The 18,096-nt window shown below is 36.6% G+C and carries 12 protein-coding genes; 4 read left to right on the forward strand and 8 right to left on the reverse strand.

The genetic code is table 11. The annotated features are described in order from the left end of the window. Positions 1-20 precede the first annotated feature (20 nt). The 3 genes from HT99x_RS10600 to ltaE form a co-directional block, all read right to left on the reverse strand. The gene (locus tag HT99x_RS10600) at positions 21-449 is read right to left on the reverse strand and encodes a hypothetical protein (protein WP_075064941.1); all 429 of its coding nucleotides are present in this window, start codon (positions 447-449) and stop codon (positions 21-23) included. A 168-nt stretch (positions 450-617) separates the two neighbouring features. Further along, entirely contained in the window at positions 618-2,510 is a 1,893-nt protein-coding gene (locus tag HT99x_RS10605; RefSeq protein WP_075064940.1) for a hypothetical protein, read from the reverse strand. 150 nt (positions 2,511-2,660) lie between these two features. Continuing rightward, positions 2,661-3,698, reverse strand: a complete 1,038-nt coding sequence (ltaE, locus tag HT99x_RS10610; protein WP_075064939.1) for a low-specificity L-threonine aldolase — start codon at positions 3,696-3,698, stop codon at positions 2,661-2,663. A gap of 150 nt (positions 3,699-3,848) precedes the next feature. On the opposite strand from ltaE, the gene HT99x_RS10615 reads away from it, so the two are divergent. The 3 genes from HT99x_RS10615 to HT99x_RS10625 all read left to right on the forward strand — a co-directional run bounded on the left by HT99x_RS10615 (position 3,849) and on the right by HT99x_RS10625 (position 8,216). Continuing rightward, positions 3,849-4,694 (forward strand): penicillin-binding transpeptidase domain-containing protein, encoded by an 846-nt coding sequence (locus HT99x_RS10615; RefSeq protein ID WP_075064938.1) that lies wholly within the window; start codon positions 3,849-3,851, stop codon positions 4,692-4,694. 177 nt (positions 4,695-4,871) lie between these two features. Further along, positions 4,872-5,876: an ankyrin repeat domain-containing protein gene (locus HT99x_RS10620; RefSeq protein WP_075064937.1), complete on the forward strand. Its 1,005-nt coding sequence runs from the start codon at positions 4,872-4,874 to the stop codon at positions 5,874-5,876. A 417-nt stretch (positions 5,877-6,293) separates the two neighbouring features. Continuing rightward, positions 6,294-8,216 (forward strand): hypothetical protein, encoded by a 1,923-nt coding sequence (locus HT99x_RS10625; protein WP_075064936.1) that lies wholly within the window; start codon positions 6,294-6,296, stop codon positions 8,214-8,216. An 8-nt stretch (positions 8,217-8,224) separates the two neighbouring features. Here HT99x_RS10625 and HT99x_RS10630 read toward each other — a convergent pair whose 3' ends face one another. Both HT99x_RS10630 and HT99x_RS10635 read right to left on the reverse strand, forming a co-directional pair. Beyond that, positions 8,225-9,340, reverse strand: coding sequence for a GNAT family N-acetyltransferase (locus tag HT99x_RS10630; protein WP_075064935.1), 1,116 nt, complete (start codon positions 9,338-9,340; stop codon positions 8,225-8,227). A gap of 82 nt (positions 9,341-9,422) precedes the next feature. Further along, positions 9,423-10,121: an outer membrane protein gene (locus tag HT99x_RS10635; protein ID WP_075064934.1), complete on the reverse strand. Its 699-nt coding sequence runs from the start codon at positions 10,119-10,121 to the stop codon at positions 9,423-9,425. Positions 10,122-10,643: 522 nt separating this feature from the next. On the opposite strand from HT99x_RS10635, the gene HT99x_RS10640 reads away from it, so the two are divergent. Continuing rightward, entirely contained in the window at positions 10,644-11,792 is a 1,149-nt protein-coding gene (locus HT99x_RS10640; protein WP_075064933.1) for a branched-chain amino acid transport system II carrier protein, read from the forward strand. Between the two features lie 66 nt (positions 11,793-11,858). Here the strand turns inward: HT99x_RS10640 and HT99x_RS10645 are convergent, their stop codons facing one another. The 3 genes from HT99x_RS10645 to HT99x_RS10655 all read right to left on the reverse strand — a co-directional run bounded on the left by HT99x_RS10645 (position 11,859) and on the right by HT99x_RS10655 (position 17,977). After that, complete coding sequence (locus HT99x_RS10645) at positions 11,859-14,093, reverse strand: ankyrin repeat domain-containing protein (RefSeq protein ID WP_075064932.1); 2,235 nt, start codon at positions 14,091-14,093, stop codon at positions 11,859-11,861. Between the two features lie 126 nt (positions 14,094-14,219). Then, the gene (locus HT99x_RS10650; protein WP_075064931.1) at positions 14,220-16,937 is read right to left on the reverse strand and encodes an FAD-binding protein; all 2,718 of its coding nucleotides are present in this window, start codon (positions 16,935-16,937) and stop codon (positions 14,220-14,222) included. A gap of 17 nt (positions 16,938-16,954) precedes the next feature. Beyond that, positions 16,955-17,977 carry a hypothetical protein gene (locus HT99x_RS10655; RefSeq protein WP_075064930.1) on the reverse strand — a complete coding sequence of 341 codons (1,023 nt, stop codon included), beginning with the start codon at positions 17,975-17,977 and terminating at the stop codon, positions 16,955-16,957. Between the last annotated feature and the right edge of the window lie 119 nt (positions 17,978-18,096).

Below are 18,096 nucleotides of genomic sequence, written 5' to 3' on the forward strand. Positions count from 1 at the left end.
CTTGAAAATCGCTTACTTTTTTATGTAAAACTTTTGATCCATCCCAAAAACTCAAGAAGAGTGATACCATCCCAAATCTTTTTACCTGTCTTGATGAAACGCTCCTTTGAACTCAGCTCATCTACCGAAGGGATTTGGCCAGGGAATCGTAATTGATGGTGGAGGCTATCCGAGAGTACTTCCTTTAGGTGGTCATCCATATATTCATGTGTAATCCATTGCTCTACGAGTGATTTATTTTCCAGTAACCACAAAGGGCATGCGGGATAGTTCGCTTTAGGATAACCACAATAAACTCTTTCTAAAAAGTACGTTACTTGTTCTTTTAGATTATTGGTCATTAACTTCAAACGATAGCTATCATCAGCATATTGACAATGCAGTGCTAAATTCTCGTTAATTTGCTCAGCAAGGTTATCGAGTATTTTTGTCATTTCATTTTTGTTCATCTTCCTAAATTAATAAAAAATAGGTTATATCGCAACTTTTTTAGATAAAAAGACAAAGATAACAGATATATTCAAATATATTCGAATATTTATCATCTTCAGTGTAACTACCGGATATTTAATTTTGCCCCGACAACCTGTCCGACTTAACTCTTTTAGATTATTACTTCACCGCTGCCTTGGTTTTCTTGGGTTCCTTTCATCATCCTTCTCCGAACGATGAATATTTTTCTCTTCCTTTGCTAAATTTTCAAATTTATCTCTTAATTGCAGAAAATCGTGGCTTCTTTTTTCAATATAACTTCGTTTTTCGCTGGCTTGTTCCGGAGTTGTAACTTCTTTAGGGGGATTAATAACGGGCATATCTGAGCTATGACCTATCGAGATAACAATCGGCTTCAGTTTCTTCTGTTTGGTTTTTCCTATCTTTTCTTTACCCTTATCTTGAGATTTTTTAGCTTTAGCATGAACCGCTTTACCTTTTTCATCTGCTTTGCTCTTCTTTTTATTTTTTCTTTTCCTCATGGCAATATTTCGTTGCTCTGTTGCAGCATTTAACACATTACTTACTTCACTCCCATAATTGATGCAAGCATTTAATAATTGACTTTCATTAGGGGGTAATGTTTTCCCTTGCTGCTTCGCTTTTTTAAGTGCTTGTTCTATTTTCATTACTTCAATATTTAAATTGTGCGAAGGGATTGGGATGTCTCCTCGCGTTCTGATTTTTTTTATTTCTTTAATTAATTTTTGAATATCATTTACTGTTAATTCGTCGTTTATTCTTTGCTTACCAACTATCTTCTCTTTAGTAATTTCTGTCGATTTTTTCTCAATTTTTCTAGCTACTAATGTTTCTATTATTGCAACTGATTGAGTTACAGGAGATAATTTCTCAGCTTTTTGATTATCTTTTAAATCATATTGAAGTTCTTGAGCAATAGCGAGTGTCCTTACACGCGCTATTTGAGGCGTCATCGGAAGCATTTTAGTTCTTTTAGTATCATTAAACTTTTTACGAAGTTGTTCATCTTGGATACCAGCAAAAATTACTTCGCCTGCTGCACTCGAACAATTATAACCATGAAGTTTATATTCTGTGGAATCTTTTTGAACAATCCTAGCCATTCTTTCTAGCATTTTTCTTGCATCTAGTGCCGTTAATGATTCTGCTCCTTTATCTAGGGTTACTGGTAAAATAATATCGTGATCCCCATGATCACCTACCGTAATATTAAATAATTGCTCATAATATTCATTTGATTTATATCCAGCATTAAGCTCACTTGCAACAAGAGCTAGAAAATTTTTAGCTTCTCCAATATCGTTATCTATTAATTTATTAAATTTCTCTTTAATACCGAATTCTGGAAAAAACTCGTCTAATTCATTAAGCGTTTCTTGAGCGTTCTTTTTGATTTTTTTTACTTTTTTAGGGTCATCCCCTTCATTGACTAAGGCGATAATAATATCTCTTGCTCGGTATTGTAATTGGAGAATCTCTTTCTGTTGTTTTGATTGGTCATGATGATAAACATTAGGGCTTAATCTATATTCTCTTTCCTTACTTTTTGCCTTTTTACCCTCTAATATTTGGACCTCTATTTCACTTGATTGTATTAAATCTCGATTTCTATTTTTGCCATAAAAATCTCTTCCCGTTCGTTCGTCTCTAAAATCATCCGTTGGTTTATTTAACGTAAATTTAGTTAATTGTTCATTTGTTTCCTCATCTTTTTCTCCGGGCCAAAAACTAAAATAAACATGATAACTTACTTCAGAATGAACCTTTTCACCTTTTTTAGGGAGGACTTTTATTTGTGAGCTTGAATAGCTTACATCTCCTTTTGGCACTTCATGATGAATCAAATAATAAGGTATATTATTTGATTCACATATCTCATGCATAAGCTTTGTTGTCTCTTCATTAACAGGCAAAACCAATTCTATAGCAGCATGGCCTACATTTTGATTCTTAAATACAGTATCTTTTACTGCTTTGGAATACCCCTTATTTGATTTCATGGTTGTTTGCCATGTAATCAGCCTTGCATATGCCATCTTACCCTCCCATATACACCTAACTTTATTAAGTATGAAGATAATACAGAAGACAATTTTGACCCAATTAAGTTCAATGTTTAACCAGCCGGTCTACCCATATATCATGAAAGGCATCAACCGTTGAAATGGTTATATTTTCCATAGGTCTTAAGTTACCATTTTTAATTGACTCTCCTTCAAATATTTTTTTATTTGATTTACCACAGTAAATATATCTTCACGATGAACATCTAAGTGGGTAACAAGCCTCACTCTTTTGCCTTTTGGTATTAATATGCCTTGCTCTTTTAGAATAGATGATAGATTTTCACTGTGCTGTTTCGGCACGTTAATATACAAAATATTCGTTTGAAGATTTTGTATTTCAACTTTGATCTCATCTATTTCACTTAACAATTTTGCTAATAACTGTGCATTATCATGATCTTCTTGTAATCTTTGAATGTTATTTTCTAAAGCATATATTCCTGCAGCAGCAATTACGCCTGCTTGACGCATTCCTCCTCCTAATACTTTACGCCATCTTCTTGCTTCTTTTATTTGATCTTTTGAAGCAACTAAGACAGAGCCAATTGGCGCCCCTAATCCTTTTGATAAACAGACGGAAACCGAATCAAAATGCTTTGCAATTTCAATGACATCAACCCCCAATTTTACACTTGCATTAAAAACTCGAGCCCCATCTAGATGATGTAACAGATGATGTTCTGTACAAAATACTTTTGCTTGGGCTAAATAGGCTAATGGGAGTACTTTGCCCGCTTGTGTATTCTCTAAACAAAGGAGTTTGGTTCTTGGATGGTGATCGTCCAAAGGTTTAATATAATCAACCAGTTTGTTGAGATCTAAGCTGCCATCGTTTTCAAAATGCACAGGTTGTGGCTGTATACTGCCCAACACTGCAGCACCTCCTCCTTCCCACTTATAGGTATGTGCTTCTTGCCCAACAAGATACTCGTCTCCTCGTTGACAATGCATCATGATACCAATCAAATTAGATTGAGTACCTGAAGGAACAAACAAGGCAGCTTCTTTCCCTAATTTTTCAGCAACAAATGCTTCTAAGTGTTTTACCGTTGGATCATCATTGAAAATATCATCCCCAACTTCAGCATCCCACATCGCTTGCTTCATCCCTAATGAGGGCTTAGTAACTGTATCACTTCTTAAATCGATTATTTTCATTTCTCACCTATTATGAAAAATTTAGTTATTTAAATTTATTTTTATTTTGGCTGTCCTGAACAAATCGCTTGCAGAAAAGCTCCATTTCTACCAAAATTTATGCCCTTACTATTTATTACCTTTCCATCTTTCATTTCAGTGGGTTTATCTATGAACAAATGGTTATCGGTCGTTTTGGCTGCCGTCACGCTTAATGCCAATGCTCATGCGACTACTGCACAAGAATATGAGCAATTATTCAAGGGTTATGATGCTTGTTACATACTTTACAATGTCAATAAAAATAAGGTAGTCAGCCAATACAATCCTAATCATCGCTGCGAAAAACGCCTCGCCCCAAACTCGTCTTTTAAAATAGTATTATCATTAATGGGGTTTAACGAAGGACTTTTCAATCAAGATACCGTCTTTAAATGGGATGGAAAAACCAGAGAATTACCGAATTGGAACCAAGATCAAACACCTCATAGTTGGATGACCCATTCTGCTCTATGGGTTTCACAAGAAGTCAGTCCCCAACTCGGGCTGCCGACGATTAAACGTTATCTAGCCGCTTTTAAATATGGTAATCAAGATTTTAGTGGCGATCCTGGATTAAATAATGGCATCACACATGCATGGCTAAGTAGTAGTTTAAAAATATCTGCTAATGAACAGCTCCATTTCCTGAAAGCCTTATTGAAAAATCAATTACCTTTAACAGCAGAAACGGTTGCCAATACCAAACAAAATATTTATTTAGGTAAACTAGATAATGGTGCAAATTATTATGGTAAAACCGGTTCTGGACGAAGTGGTCTGAATGAACGAATCTCAACTGAGCAAGGCTTACGAGAAGGCTGGTTTGTGGGGTTTGTTGAACAAGATAATCAACAGTATATTTTTATCAGTAACTTGACGGAAAAATCAATGAATGTTGATGATAAACGCTTTGGCAGCCAAATGTTAAAGCCTATGACAATGAAACTACTGAACGATTATTTCGCCGCTGTTTAAATGGATGGGGGAGAATCACGTTTCTCCCCCTATGATCTCCCTCTCATAACCCCCTCTAAATGCACCGATAAACGGTAAAAATGTCTCTTTATCGCCTTTATTTGATTTTAAAACTCCCCAGCTATAAAATTTGTTAGCTTAGAAACTTTATCTTATTACCATTGAATAGGGCGAAACATGTCCCCCAGTATTTTTAAATACATTCAATCTATGTTGAACAAATTATCTCCTCAAGCATTTGCTAAAAACCTTGAAGAAGGTAATGTTGTACAATTTAGCCAAATGTGGGCTTCGCTTTCTGAGCAAGATAAAGAAAAATTCATCACGACTGATCATTATCTATACTTACATATGGCAGCTGAATATGGTCGCCTCGATATGATTGATGATTTTCTCAATCATCTCAATCAAAACGCTTTATCCGCATTTCAAGCAAGAGAGTTTGAAGGCTTTAAAATAGCCTTACAAAATCAACATTGGGATGTCGTAGAGAGAATATTGTCTGAAGAACAACTGCATAAAGATTGTTTACAAATCATTCAAACTTCAGATGAATTTCTGGAACTCGTATGGCACTCTAAGCTACAAAACGTCATTACCCTCATATTTAATCAGGCTTGCTATCAAAATACGACTGAATTAAAACGTATCTTAAAAATTGTTCCTAAAACACACCAACACTTACTACTCATGACAGAAAAAGTAGAGTTAACGAATGATTTTCAAATAAATTTACTCTCTCCGCTTCAAGCTAGCTGTCAATATGGCAATCTGAATATTCTAAAATTCATCTGGGGTTTATACGATACCAGAGTACAAAAAGGGCTGATGAACTCCCATTTCCCTCAATGCATGCTTGAAGCCATTGAATATGGACATGCCAATATCGTTAAACGATTGTTAGAGTGGTTAACGCCTGAACAACAAATTAAAATCCTCAGTCACGAAGATTTCAATCTTCTTACTTATGCTGCTGATAGAGGATTTGAACACGTCGTTGAGTTAATATGGTCATATATTCCAGCCAGCGAGAGAATTACGGCTATTTCTGCCAATAATTATGCCGCCTATCGAATGGCAAAACATCATAATCATACGCAAACGATCAATCTGCTCGAAGTCATCGTGCCGCCCCATTTAAAGGGCAAAATGCAAAAAGCTCATGAACATATCAATCCTTAAGGCGTTTAACGTAAGGTTCCTTATTCCGACTTTTTATCACTGCCGTAGCAACCTCTACTGATTTTTCCACTTTAGTGACTGCATCATCAAAATATTTAGGGCCTGCTTCAATAACCCATTCTGATATATCAAATTGCGGTGCTAATTTTTGTTTTTGCAGACGTTTCTCCGTATCATAAACATGGTTGTAGCTTCGCTATTCGTTATCACTACCAACAACAATCCACCCACGAAAATAATTTTCTTAACATCATTGATGAACATGAACCACCTCTTAGTCGCTGCAAATGATAGACCGTTTTGCATAAGTGTCCTTACACGATTTTCAGTATAAAAATTCAGGATTATGCAGAGACTTAAGAACTTTAAATCACATATTCTGTCTCAGGTATATATACAAGAAAATAATGAGCATCTATGAGTATCAAAGAGAAAATTAAACAATATCAAGATTATATCGATCACCGTCATAGGATTGAAAACAGCATTGGACAAGATTCTAAACGTTTAAATGCTATTCATCAATTAAACCCAGAATTGTTACAATCTGCTATAGATTCAGTAATAGAAGAACTTGAAGAACAGTTAACGGATGATAAGTCAGAATCAATGCTGTCGCCCCATGAATTAGAAGAATTGAAAAAATATTTAGAACATCAGAAAAAAACACGTGCTAGGAAAAGCCAAACACCTGAGATTGTTCCGCATACCGTTTCTGACACTGTCGCTTTATCCCCGACCGAAGTCCCCACCATATTAATTTTAACCTCAGAAGGTGGTGCCGGCCACAAAGAAGCCGCAGCAGACTCAGAGCGTCAATATGCCAAACAAGTAAAGAAAAAACAGGTCAAAATTAATAAAGTATTTGTATTGCCCGCTCCTGATGCTAAAGAGAAAAGTTGGATGCAATTATTTCGTCATGACTTTGGCAAAAAAGGCGTTAAAGATTGGAATGACGCTCAAAAAGCAGGAGACATGAAAAAAATCAAATCGATGGTAAGTGTGCAATGGATATCGGAAATGCTTTTTGGGAGAAATTTTGAAGATAATACCTTTTATGAACTCACCAAAGATCAAAATACCACTCATGTTATCGATACCCAAGCAGTCAATTCTCATCGAATTGTAGGGGCCGTAGCCCACTTTAATCAAATTCGTGCCAATCCAAAACGTTGTGAACGCCACAACCAACTTGTTCGATTTAACAATGAACTTAGAAAAATTCCTGCACTGAGACTTTTCGCTCTTAAAAGATTTTCCCACGAAATTAAATTTTCACTCGACAAAAAGCCGATAAAAATTAGAAAGCGCATGACTGACCTACCAAACAATGCAGATCATTTCTTTCAATCATTGAAAAAAATCAACAAATGGGATTTGCCCTATTTTGAACTTGAAGCACCTCATGCGCCTTTACTCCAATCGGAAGTTGCCAAAATGTCGCCTGAAGAACGACGTAAAGCTGATTTAGATTATTATCGCAAAAAATGTCCCAATTTATTTGATAAAAATGGCACCCCATTAATTGTCATTGAATTTACAGATGGCCCTATTAAAAAGGAATTTTTACATTATAAAGAACATCCTGTTGATAAAAATAAGGATTTATCACTCAATATTAAGGTAGCTCATCAAAATGAATTAAAGATGCTCAAAGAAAATGGCGTTATTGATTTTGGTGCTACCCTAAGTCCATCACAAACCGTTAGTTTCAATATACCTGCGGCCGCTAAAGTTCAATCAATTATGTTAGGTTCACAAGCTGCCGTAAGCGCAAGCTTGAGTTATGTTGACACAGAAATTGCTGCACACACTCAACAGCATAACCCCTCTGAACAGTATCTGTTTGTTTTTTGTGGAAAACATGAAGGCCCTGACAGTCTATTTGCACAATTAAACGATAAGATTCAACAGGGCAAGCAATCAGGGCAAATTCCTTCAACATTAAAAATTGTTCCTCTAACCTATCAAGACGCTGATATGATAGCACCACTTTATTCACGTGCCGATGAAGCTTTTATTCGTTCGGGTGGCATTTCTTGCATGGAAATTGAGGCAGTTGCTCAAGGAAAAGTATTTATTCACTCTGAAGAAAAAGGAAATCTTTTAACCGAAGATGAGTTATTAAAAGCGATGCTCTTTTGGGAAAGAGGAAATGCAGAACATGTTATGCAAGTATTAGGGAAAGATAAAAAGGGCAAACGACGTGTTCAAGCAATAAATCCGGAAAGTTATCATCGAATAAAGTTAGAGCAGAGCTCGCTTAAAACAGATAACCATCTAAAGCAGCATCACACTAAAAATGAGCTTCCTCCTTTAAAAAGAAGACGGATAAAATAATTTGGTAATTAAATAGACTTATGCATATAGCACATTAAGTGATCTGGTCCATAAGGATTCAGCTCAAATAGAGGTTTAAACCCACATTTTTCATAGAAATGATATGTTTTGAGATAATAGGTATCTTGTTGTTTTGGGCTCAATGTCTCAACCGTCATAGATTGATATCCATGCTCTTCACAATATTGTTCGGCCGCACCAAACAATTGCATTCCAATATTTTTTCCTTGGTTTTCTCTACTAACAGCCATCCAATAAATATTAGCATTATGTGGAAATGGAAATTCCAGTACAATTATGCCTTTGATATGCCCATCTAGCTCTGCAGCAAAGGTGGTACGCTCAATACAGCCTTTAGCATAACGTTCATTAGCTTCGGGGATCCCAAACCATTCCGGCAAGTTTGCACTTAATTCTCGACAATACGTTTCAGCAAGCGTTGGCGCTATCATTTGAATTGATAGCGTTTTAGCCATCATTTGCTGGGTCTTGTGGGGAATTGAATTGACGCTCTCTGTTAATGCTTTAAGATGCTCGAAATGGATACCCTGATTCAGTGCTTTTTCAAATAAAGAATAAGTCGCAATATCATGCGTTTTTAACCATTGGAAAGCCTCTTTAGGCCCTAAATACCATTTATCCCGTAAATGAAAGTAGCTTTCAAGCAAATCATATAATAACCAATGCGCACGAAAATTTCCTTCAATATCACCAATATGAGCTCTTTGCAGCATTTTTTGCCCCCAAGTGGTGATAACTTGTTTTTCCCAATCTGGCTTAGGAGCGGGTCCTTGATTAAAAATAACCTTAACCTGATTAATCAGATCATCGCCTATCGTTGCTTTTTGGCAAAGCACCAATCCATCTTTAATTCTTAAAAAATCACTTGGATTTTGGATCTCATCTATGGAATAAATAAAGCCATCTAGAAAAGCACCCTCAAACTGCCGCCCTTCTCTTTCCATCTGGCCTTCATCACGAATTGCAAGCATATCGTAATCACTGGCAATGGTCGCATCTCCTCGAGCACGTGAGCCATAGAGAATAATCGTGTGACAATCGTATTGTGTTTTTAAATACTCGACTATTTTCTGAAGCAGAGGATCAAGCGATTGATTATTCATGAGGGGTTATTGCAATATTATTTTAAGCATTTATCCAAATTGCCGTGGTTTACCCACGGCAATTTGGCAAAAATTACAACACTTAGAAGCTGTAATTCACACCAATACGACCGGTCCAAAATGAGTTCTGGTTATCAAAATGAACGCCTTGATCCCCTGCAAGACTATGGAATGAAGTGGTTCTTTCTGGGAAATCGAAGAATAACCCTTCTACTTTCACACTCCATTTGCAAGAGAGCGCCAATTCGCCACCTACACCAGAAACATATCCCCATCTCGTACCACTATTACCACCCAGCTCAACTTCACCTGGAGCGGTTACGAGCCAGTCATGATTTAATCGAGCAAATGCCGCACCACCGGTGACATAAAGCAGCAAATGATCAGCAACGATACCTGCCTTACCACGGACGCTGCCGTACCATTTCAATTCATTACTCAAGCTCAATATGGTGCCAGGCCCAGCAGTAGGTGTATAAGTTTTGTCATTTGAGTTATCAACCCAAGTCCAATCGAGTTCAACACCAAACACAGAACTGTTGCAACGGTAATTATAACCAACTTGCAAACCGCCACTAAAATCATCTGATTTATTGGCAACTGTACCTAGCGCCCAATCGGTTCCAAAATTATCTACCCAAGCATCTCGGTCAACCCAAAATGTATTCCATACGGTCGCACCTAGATTCGCACCAAGATAGTATCCATCAAAATGCCCATCTGCCGCATTAGCAGCACCCAACATGGTTAGTAAAGGTAAGGCAAATAGTGTTTTACGCATGTTCACTCCTTTGAGGTTGATAATGAAATACGGCAACTTGTTATTTACAGATAGTTGATATATTCAGTCTTTACGAGTCTAGCAGAGAATTTGCAGTAGATAAAATCTTGCAGACAACCTTATGCATTTAGGAAATACAACTATAAATAGTTTTCAAACTTACAAAGTAAAAGGCATATAAAGGGTTTATTTATTCTATTTATATTGAAGGTTTTTGAAGGCGTTCATAAAGAGCCCAGGGATTACTTACACCTTTTAATGTCAGTTTATCAACTAATGAGCAGGCTTTGTCCATAAAAATTGATCTACTAACCGATCCATGTTAGTTTCTTAGAAGTTTAAATAGGATCGATATATGAGTGGTTATTGTTTACACTTTCAATCTTTCTTCGTTCTTCTAGAACAAAGTCATCTTATTCGCCATTCTGTTGTGCCCTGCCGGGCATAATCATCTTACAGACTCTCGCAAACAACATTACACACAACGCTAAATGAAAGCTTCAGAAATAATAAGGGTGCTGTATGCAACGCCATTTGATGACCTTAATTTACGGTTTTGCAATATTCAAAATGTTTTTTGGCTCAGGAAATTTAATATTTCCTTTGGTACTTGGTCAAAATTCTTCTGATCAATGGCTATTTGGCTTTTTAGGATTACTTTGTACGGGTATCGTATTGCCGTTTCTAGGCTTATTCGTCATCAAGCTGCATCGTGGTAGTTTTGAAGATTTCTTTGGCCAAGCAGGTAGCGTAGCTCGAGTGGCTTTACCCTTATTCACCTTATCGCTTCTTGGCGCATTTGGGGTTGTCCCACGCTGTATTACCGTTGCGCATGGGGGCATCAACACCTTACTACCTGATTTACCATTATGGGGTTTTAGTCTCCTCTTTTGCACGATTTGCTTTATCATTTGTTTAAGAGATCGCTGGATTATTTCATTTCTAGGTAAATGGATTGGCCCTTTACTATTAATCACTTTAGCGATTTTATTTGGTTTAGGCGTCTATTATGCTCCGCCAGAAGTAGCGGTTTCCTCACTAAAAGCAACTGAAGCTTTTTCACAAGGTTTTTACCGTGGCTATGAAACCATGGACTTATTTGCTGCCTTTTTCTTCTCTTCCTTAATCTTTAAACAGATCCAAGCTAAAATGGGTGAGCACATTGATAATGCCACCTTAATTAAAGCGGCCTTAAAGCCGAGTATTATCGGCGCCACTTTATTAGGACTCATTTATTTTGGCTTTGCTTATTTAGGCGCTCATTATTCCAACTTAAGCCTTTCCGTCTCCCCCGAATTGATTCTGCCCAATCTGGCAATGCATTTAATGGGTGATAAGGGAGCAATACTGATTGGCTTATTAATGATTCTTTCTTGTTTAACGACAGCGGTAGCATTGAATAATATTTACGCTCGGTATTTGTGTTCCCTGTTTAAATTATCTGACAGTAAATTCATCTGGATATTATTGGGAACCACCGCTATCTCATTTATTATCTCTTTATATGACTTCAAAGGGATTGCGGCCTTTTTATCACCAATGTTAGATATCTCTTACCCAAGCTTAATTTTATTAACCTTTTTAAGTATTTTAACTAAAGGCTCTCCCAAACTTAAAAAGACCAGTTTCTATGGCTTGTTGGCATTTATGTTAGGTTATAGCTATTTGTAACCATTTCCCCCTATATCGGTTTACTGCTATAGGGGGCATCTCAATAAGATGATCTTTTTATGCTAACTACGACCTTTTAGGTTTTTTTGCAATAGGCGCTCTTGAGGGTTGAGCTTCTCGGATTTTTTCTTCAAAAAGGGCTGTTAAGGCTTGAACCTTCTCTTGAGAAACTGGAGTATCTTTCAAGAGCGTTGGCGCACGTCGTTTTTCTTTGACAGGTTCAGAAACAGCAGATGAAGAAGCCGCTGATGAGGATGCAGCAGACGAATGATGAGATTTTTTAGTCGATGCTGGTATCGGTTCTTCAACAGGCAATAAATTAATCAAATTTGTTTTAGCATCTGTTCTAACCATTCTTCTGGGCTCTTGATCAATCTGTTGATGACTAGAGGCAGCAATGCCTTTTGGAGTATCTCTCAAGAGCGTTGGCGCACGTCGTTTTTCTTTGAGAGATTCAGGAACAGCAGATGAAGAAGCCGCCGACGAGGATGCAGCAGGCGAATGATGGGGTTTTTTAGTCGATGCTGGTATCAGTTTTTCAACAGGCATTAAATTAATCAAATTTTCCTTAGCATCTGCCCTAACCATTCTTCTGGGCGAAAATGCCACTTTGGTTGTATCATTTCTAGCAAGATCTTTTGGCTTTTGTCCTGCATTATCTACTATATTGATATTAGCATGATGCTGACATAACAATCTGATCATTTCTGCTTGATTGACTCTCCTTGTGACATCATTACTATTTCCCATTTTGACTGCTTCGTGCAAAGCGGTATTACCCTTATTATCTTGAGCATTAACATCAATTTTTCCTGTTTCTAAAAGCGCACGTACTGCTCCAAGATTTCTTGCTCTTGCAGCTTTATGCAGAAAAGTTAAACCATTCTGATCCACTATACTAACATCTGCACCTTTTAGAATAAGTTCATTGATGATGTTTTCATTGCATAGGCCAACGGCCGCATGTAAAGGGGTTATTCCCTTAGCATCAGCAACATTAATATTTGCGCCATGATCTAACAAAGCTTTTATCACCGATTCATGATTCTTTTGACAGGCAATATGTAATGGTGTTCTCCCTTCTTTCGGATCGACTAGATTAACATTCGCACCATAGCGCACAAGGAGTTCAATCATCTGTCTATCTGCATTTTCATTAATATGCATTAAGATATGGTTTTGATTAATAATATCAGCTCTGGCTTCGAGGGGGATATAACTGCTTAAAAGAAACTCAGCAAATTCAACTTGGCCTGTTTTGACAGCATTGACTAATAAAATTTGAGCAGTATCAGGATTATATGGCTTGAAGTCAGCAGGATTCAGAGAAACATCAGCCCCTGCAGCATGAAATTTTAATAAATTGATCCGTTTGACGACTATTTTTTCATCAGGATAGCCAGCTCTTATCGCTGCAAAACATTCACTTGCGGTCAATTCTTTAGTATCTGCCTCTTCATTATTCGAATCAAAATATTTAAATTTACCATCCTTCGTAATATGCGCACTAACTGCATGCCCTTCATCGCCAATCCGAATAGAAATATCAACCCATGCGTCAGGCAAGTGAGCATAAAACTCCATCACACTGATCGCATTTTCCTCCGAAATATCTGATGGGTTCTCTTGTGCACCATAAGCACAAATTTCTGAAATGGCATAGCCTGGCAACTTAAGCATACTAAATTGCCTTTTTCTCTCTTTTTGATGTAACCGACTTCCTTTATCAGCTTCATTATATAATGAGTTCACTGTTTTTTCTGAGTGCTGAAACCAAACCAAATCATTGATGGTTTGTTGAAACACCTCATTTCCATTCCCATAATGATTTTCTAATTCAGGGGGCAAGGGTTTAAATCTATAATCTCCTTTCCATTTTGCAATATATTTTCTTAAAGCTTTAAATTCACGTTCCCTCCCTGTACTGACATAATAAGGATAAAGAAATGACCATCCATTACAGTTGCCCTTACCATTAAGAAAACTTATATTAGGGGAAGCGTTACATTTATACTTTTGAATGATTTTATTGATTATATTTTCATCATAGATGTAACCAGATTGAGGTAACGTTGCTAGAATTCTTCCAGCAAGTATTTTTTTTTCTCTGACCATGCCATCTTCGTGCCAATAAGCGACAAGAGACAGGCTCTGTCTTTTCAGTATAATCGTATCAACATCAAAATTAGGTGGAATATCCTCATCATTAGCGCAAACATAAATCCGTTGATAAACGCCAGCGTTTTGCTCACAATATTTTTGGAGCTGGTCATTTAGATGAGTTTGAGAATAATCTGTCATAAAGCACCTGCTACCTCATTTTAAACCTAGGACAAAAAACTTCGTCATAAAGTTCGAGAATGTACAAGGCATATACACATAAAGGTGCCCCGAGTAGGAAGGCACCTTTTTAACAGACTTTAACTTTCAGATTTTAACTTTATTGCGACGCTGAACAGATAGCGTTCTCTCAATAGGACGAGTATTTCCAGCTAACCGACTTGAACGACGCAGTGTATAGCTATTTAATAACGGTTTAACCTGTTTTTTCTCAACCTGCTGTTTTATTTTGGCTTTAACTTCTTTCATATTAGTGAAACGAACCATCGTATTAACGGTAGGATCGCCTTCACGAATCATCGTGCCTTGTCTTGCATTGGTTTTAGCTAAACCATGCCGAGCTAAAATGGTTTGCCATTCTTTCATTGATTTGAAATTACGAATTTCATTCATTTCTTCAGCAACCGGAACATCATAGACTGCATTATAGACACTATGTGCTAAATTGGCATAATCTCTTTTGGATTCATTCGTCACATCATGATCGACCAATAAAAAAGTGCCTCCGGGTCTTAATACACGTCGAATTGAAGCGAGAAAGGCATCTAATTTTTCCGTTGGAATATGATGAAGACCAATAAAACAGGTAATCAAATCGACGCTATTATCTTTATAATCGTTTTGGCTTAATGGTTGATAATCATTTAATGGCACAAAACGATTATAAGGTCTTGGAAAACCACTTTGAATGTAATCCGTCATCGATTCTTCTGTATTGACTACACTAATATCACCTTGGATATTGAGTTTACGCTTAAACGAACGGATAAAACGACCCGGATAGCCAATTTCAATCATGCCATTAATCGGATCTTTACGATCGCTCATTAATGCTTTCGCTTGCTCACTCAAATCTTGCTTAATCGTATTTAAAGATTTGAATATCTGTCTTGTTGTTTGCAGCATAGAAGGTTTTATTTCAGCAATACGATTTCTCAATTCTGTATAGATTTGTTCTTTAGTATCTGCATAAGAAAGAATGTCTTCTAATAGATGATAGAGTTTATCTTTATCAACACGTTGTAAAATATTTTCTAAGAATCCACCAAACAGTTCTTTTCGCTGTTTAGAGGCTAATATATTTTTATAGAAATGACGGTCATTCCTTTTTTTAGTGACATATTGCTCCGCAAATCGGCTAGAGAATCGGTTTTCAGGATCCACTTTCTTTTTTTTCTCTGCCACCTTGCGCGCAGTAGGATACCCCTGCTCAAATTGCTTCTCAGAAGCAACCGCTTGATAGGGTAAATAAAACGTTCCTTTATGCTTTAAACTAAGCTCTGTCGCTTCTCTAATCCATTTTTTTGATTTAATGATTTCTTCTGGTCTTAGTAACTGATTAAAACATAAGACAACTGCAAATCTATCCCCTTTATTGGCATAGCCCATTTTAGTGATATTATCTTTTGCCACATATCTTACGGTCGCATTAATCAGTGGCACATCATTAGCCTTTAACAAGCTCGATAATTCTTGTAAAAATGCTTCAAGATTTTTTCCTGGAATAAAATATTCCTGCAACCATTCTGCTTGACTCTCTGAATTATTAAACATTGCATTAATCGGCGGATGCATAATTTCATTGGCAGTCAACTTATTTTGATTGTTAAGTAGTCTTCTTTTTTCATATCGCCAATAGAAATTACGAAAGGATTTGGTATTTCTTAAAAAATTTACTGCAATGCGTTCAAAGCGTTGACCACGCTTTGGTTCTTTTTGCAAATCAGGTATAGGAACTACCGAGGTTGTGTCCTCTTTAACATAGTTTACAGCCACACCTTCGCCTAATAAATCATGGCTATCCAATGATAAGCGAAACAAATGCATCTTGGCCTTTTTGTCATTTTTAACGTTCCGATAAAAATAATTGACATAATCTTTAATGGTGACAGTTTCACTTTTCTCCGTTAACAAATGATTTTTAGCTAATTTTATTTCTGCTTTCAATACAATACCGAATTGCCCAAATCCACCAATCACATAACCGAACAATTCATCTTTGGGAGTCAGCTTTTTTATTTTTCCTGAAGGATCCATGATGGTTAAACTTTTAATCGTATTGGCGACTGTGCCAGCTTTATGCCAACCATGAATATTGGTACCAATCGAACCACCAATGCTAAATATATTAGAAGCTTGCATCACTTTAACGGCCAAGTGATGTTGATTTGCTTTAAGTTGCAAATCTCCCCAAGTGGCGCCTGCATCGACTGTCGCTGTTTTTTTACCGGCATTAATGGTGATTTGATTTAATCGACTCATATCAATCGCAATATTATTATCAGTGGGCATAAATTGCTGACCTTGGCTTTTGCCTGCACCAATAATTGAAATTTTTTGTCCTTGCTTAGCGGCCTCTTTCACTATACTTTGTAATCGTTTGATGGTTTTGGGCTGTTCAATCACTGCAGTCTGTGTATAAAGCTTACCGCCGGATACAACTTGATTAGCTTGATTCTTTTTAGGAATAAAATAAAAGGAAACTAAATTAGGATTAATGATACCTAATGGAAAAGCTAAAAACCCCAGAAGATTTTTAATCGATAAATCATATTTTTTTGCAGCTAATTTACGATTGCCAACTATACGATAAAAACAGGCAGCCAATATTGCTCCCACCGTATCAACCAACGCTAATATTGGAAAAAATAACGTAAAAAGCATTCGTACTTCTAAAGCGCGCAATGGTTTTTTGTACCAAGAATTGTTGCTTTTTACATATATTTTGTCTATCCAGCTCGCCGGGATTTCGGATAACTTGCCTGCTTTTGGCAAAGAATATCTAATCTTATTTAGTATATTCATTGTTTTATACCTTATACTCAAAAATCATGAATCAATTTAATGGCTATTTTATTCCTTTTTAACTGCCTGACTGTTTTAGTGAGATCCTTAGTCTTAACGTCTAATTCAACTATTTTATTTTTATCAACATAGTTTCGATATTCATAGAGAAACTGATTGCTGTTCAATTTTTCGCATTGTTTATCTGATGCCGACACTTTCACTTGCACCCATTCTTGACCTGCAATTGTTTTTATTTGCACTTGATTGGTAGCAAATTTTTCAACTATTTTTTGAAATTCACCATAACGTGGCACTTCAAGATGGTAATATAGATTTTTTGAATTCTTTTTCTTATAGGGTTTACCAATGACCCTTATCTCTCGATTTACTTTTCTGATTTGCTCAACTGTTTTATTGCTTTTGACTAAAATATGAATTTTATCTGCTGGTGCATTTTGCGGTTGTTTATACCACCAAGCAATGGGGGCTGAAATCGTTTGTCTTGTTAAAGATTCCATTGTTGTAAAAAGCATTGTTATATAATCTATTAACGAACGATCGGATGACGTTTTAAAAGCCTGCCACAACATTTTTAATTTTCTTAAATAGGGAAAATGATAAAATGGCGTATGTTGCAAAAAATCACCATACTCTGACACGACCTTGCCAACTTCATTTTGGAATGTTGTTTGATTCTGGTTTCGCAGAAAAGGGAACAAAATCAATGAAGTGATGCCTTTTGCTAAATGCCCTGCTGTAATCGAACAGCCAATAAACAAATTCATGAGCATATACTCTGAAAATAGAATTTCACGATGGGAATGATGGCGTTTAGCAACGCGATAAGATTGAAAAAATACTCGCCAAAAACCAGCAATTTGCTTGAAATAGGGAAATTGAAAGAAGGGTGTCCCTTTTTTAAGGGTCCTCCCTAATTCCTTCGCCATTTCAACGTTGCGCCATTCTGGTGCGGTTAAATAGGTTTGCATCAATGGCCGTTGGTAAGCCGAATGCTTATGAATCAAATTGGAATTTAATCTGTCAGTAAATCTTCCCATGGCACACACCACCTCACAGTTAAGAGATGGCAATCATATGTAAGTGAACGCTCACTTTCAATCAAAAGTGCAACAAATGATAGGATTTCTGACGAAATGCTATATGTTATTCGGTCAAC

Origin of the sequence: Candidatus Berkiella aquae (assembly GCF_001431295.2) — a bacterium.
Taxonomy (GTDB): Bacteria; Pseudomonadota; Gammaproteobacteria; order Berkiellales; family Berkiellaceae; genus Berkiella; species Berkiella aquae.

Excerpts from the sequence above, each read along its gene's own strand:
- HT99x_RS10600 (WP_075064941.1), bottom strand. The coding sequence starts at position 449 with ATGAACAAAAATGAAATGACAAAAATACTCGATAACCTTGCTGAGCAA.
- HT99x_RS10605 (WP_075064940.1), bottom strand. The coding sequence starts at position 2,510 with ATGGCATATGCAAGGCTGATTACATGGCAAACAACCATGAAATCAAAT.
- ltaE (WP_075064939.1), bottom strand. The coding sequence starts at position 3,698 with ATGAAAATAATCGATTTAAGAAGTGATACAGTTACTAAGCCCTCATTA.
- HT99x_RS10615 (WP_075064938.1), top strand. The coding sequence starts at position 3,849 with ATGAACAAATGGTTATCGGTCGTTTTGGCTGCCGTCACGCTTAATGCC.
- HT99x_RS10620 (WP_075064937.1), top strand. The coding sequence starts at position 4,872 with ATGTCCCCCAGTATTTTTAAATACATTCAATCTATGTTGAACAAATTA.
- HT99x_RS10625 (WP_075064936.1), top strand. The coding sequence starts at position 6,294 with ATGAGTATCAAAGAGAAAATTAAACAATATCAAGATTATATCGATCAC.
- HT99x_RS10630 (WP_075064935.1), bottom strand. The coding sequence starts at position 9,340 with ATGAATAATCAATCGCTTGATCCTCTGCTTCAGAAAATAGTCGAGTAT.
- HT99x_RS10635 (WP_075064934.1), bottom strand. The coding sequence starts at position 10,121 with ATGCGTAAAACACTATTTGCCTTACCTTTACTAACCATGTTGGGTGCT.
- HT99x_RS10640 (WP_075064933.1), top strand. The coding sequence starts at position 10,644 with ATGCAACGCCATTTGATGACCTTAATTTACGGTTTTGCAATATTCAAA.
- HT99x_RS10645 (WP_075064932.1), bottom strand. The coding sequence starts at position 14,093 with ATGACAGATTATTCTCAAACTCATCTAAATGACCAGCTCCAAAAATAT.
- HT99x_RS10650 (WP_075064931.1), bottom strand. The coding sequence starts at position 16,937 with ATGAATATACTAAATAAGATTAGATATTCTTTGCCAAAAGCAGGCAAG.
- HT99x_RS10655 (WP_075064930.1), bottom strand. The coding sequence starts at position 17,977 with ATGGGAAGATTTACTGACAGATTAAATTCCAATTTGATTCATAAGCAT.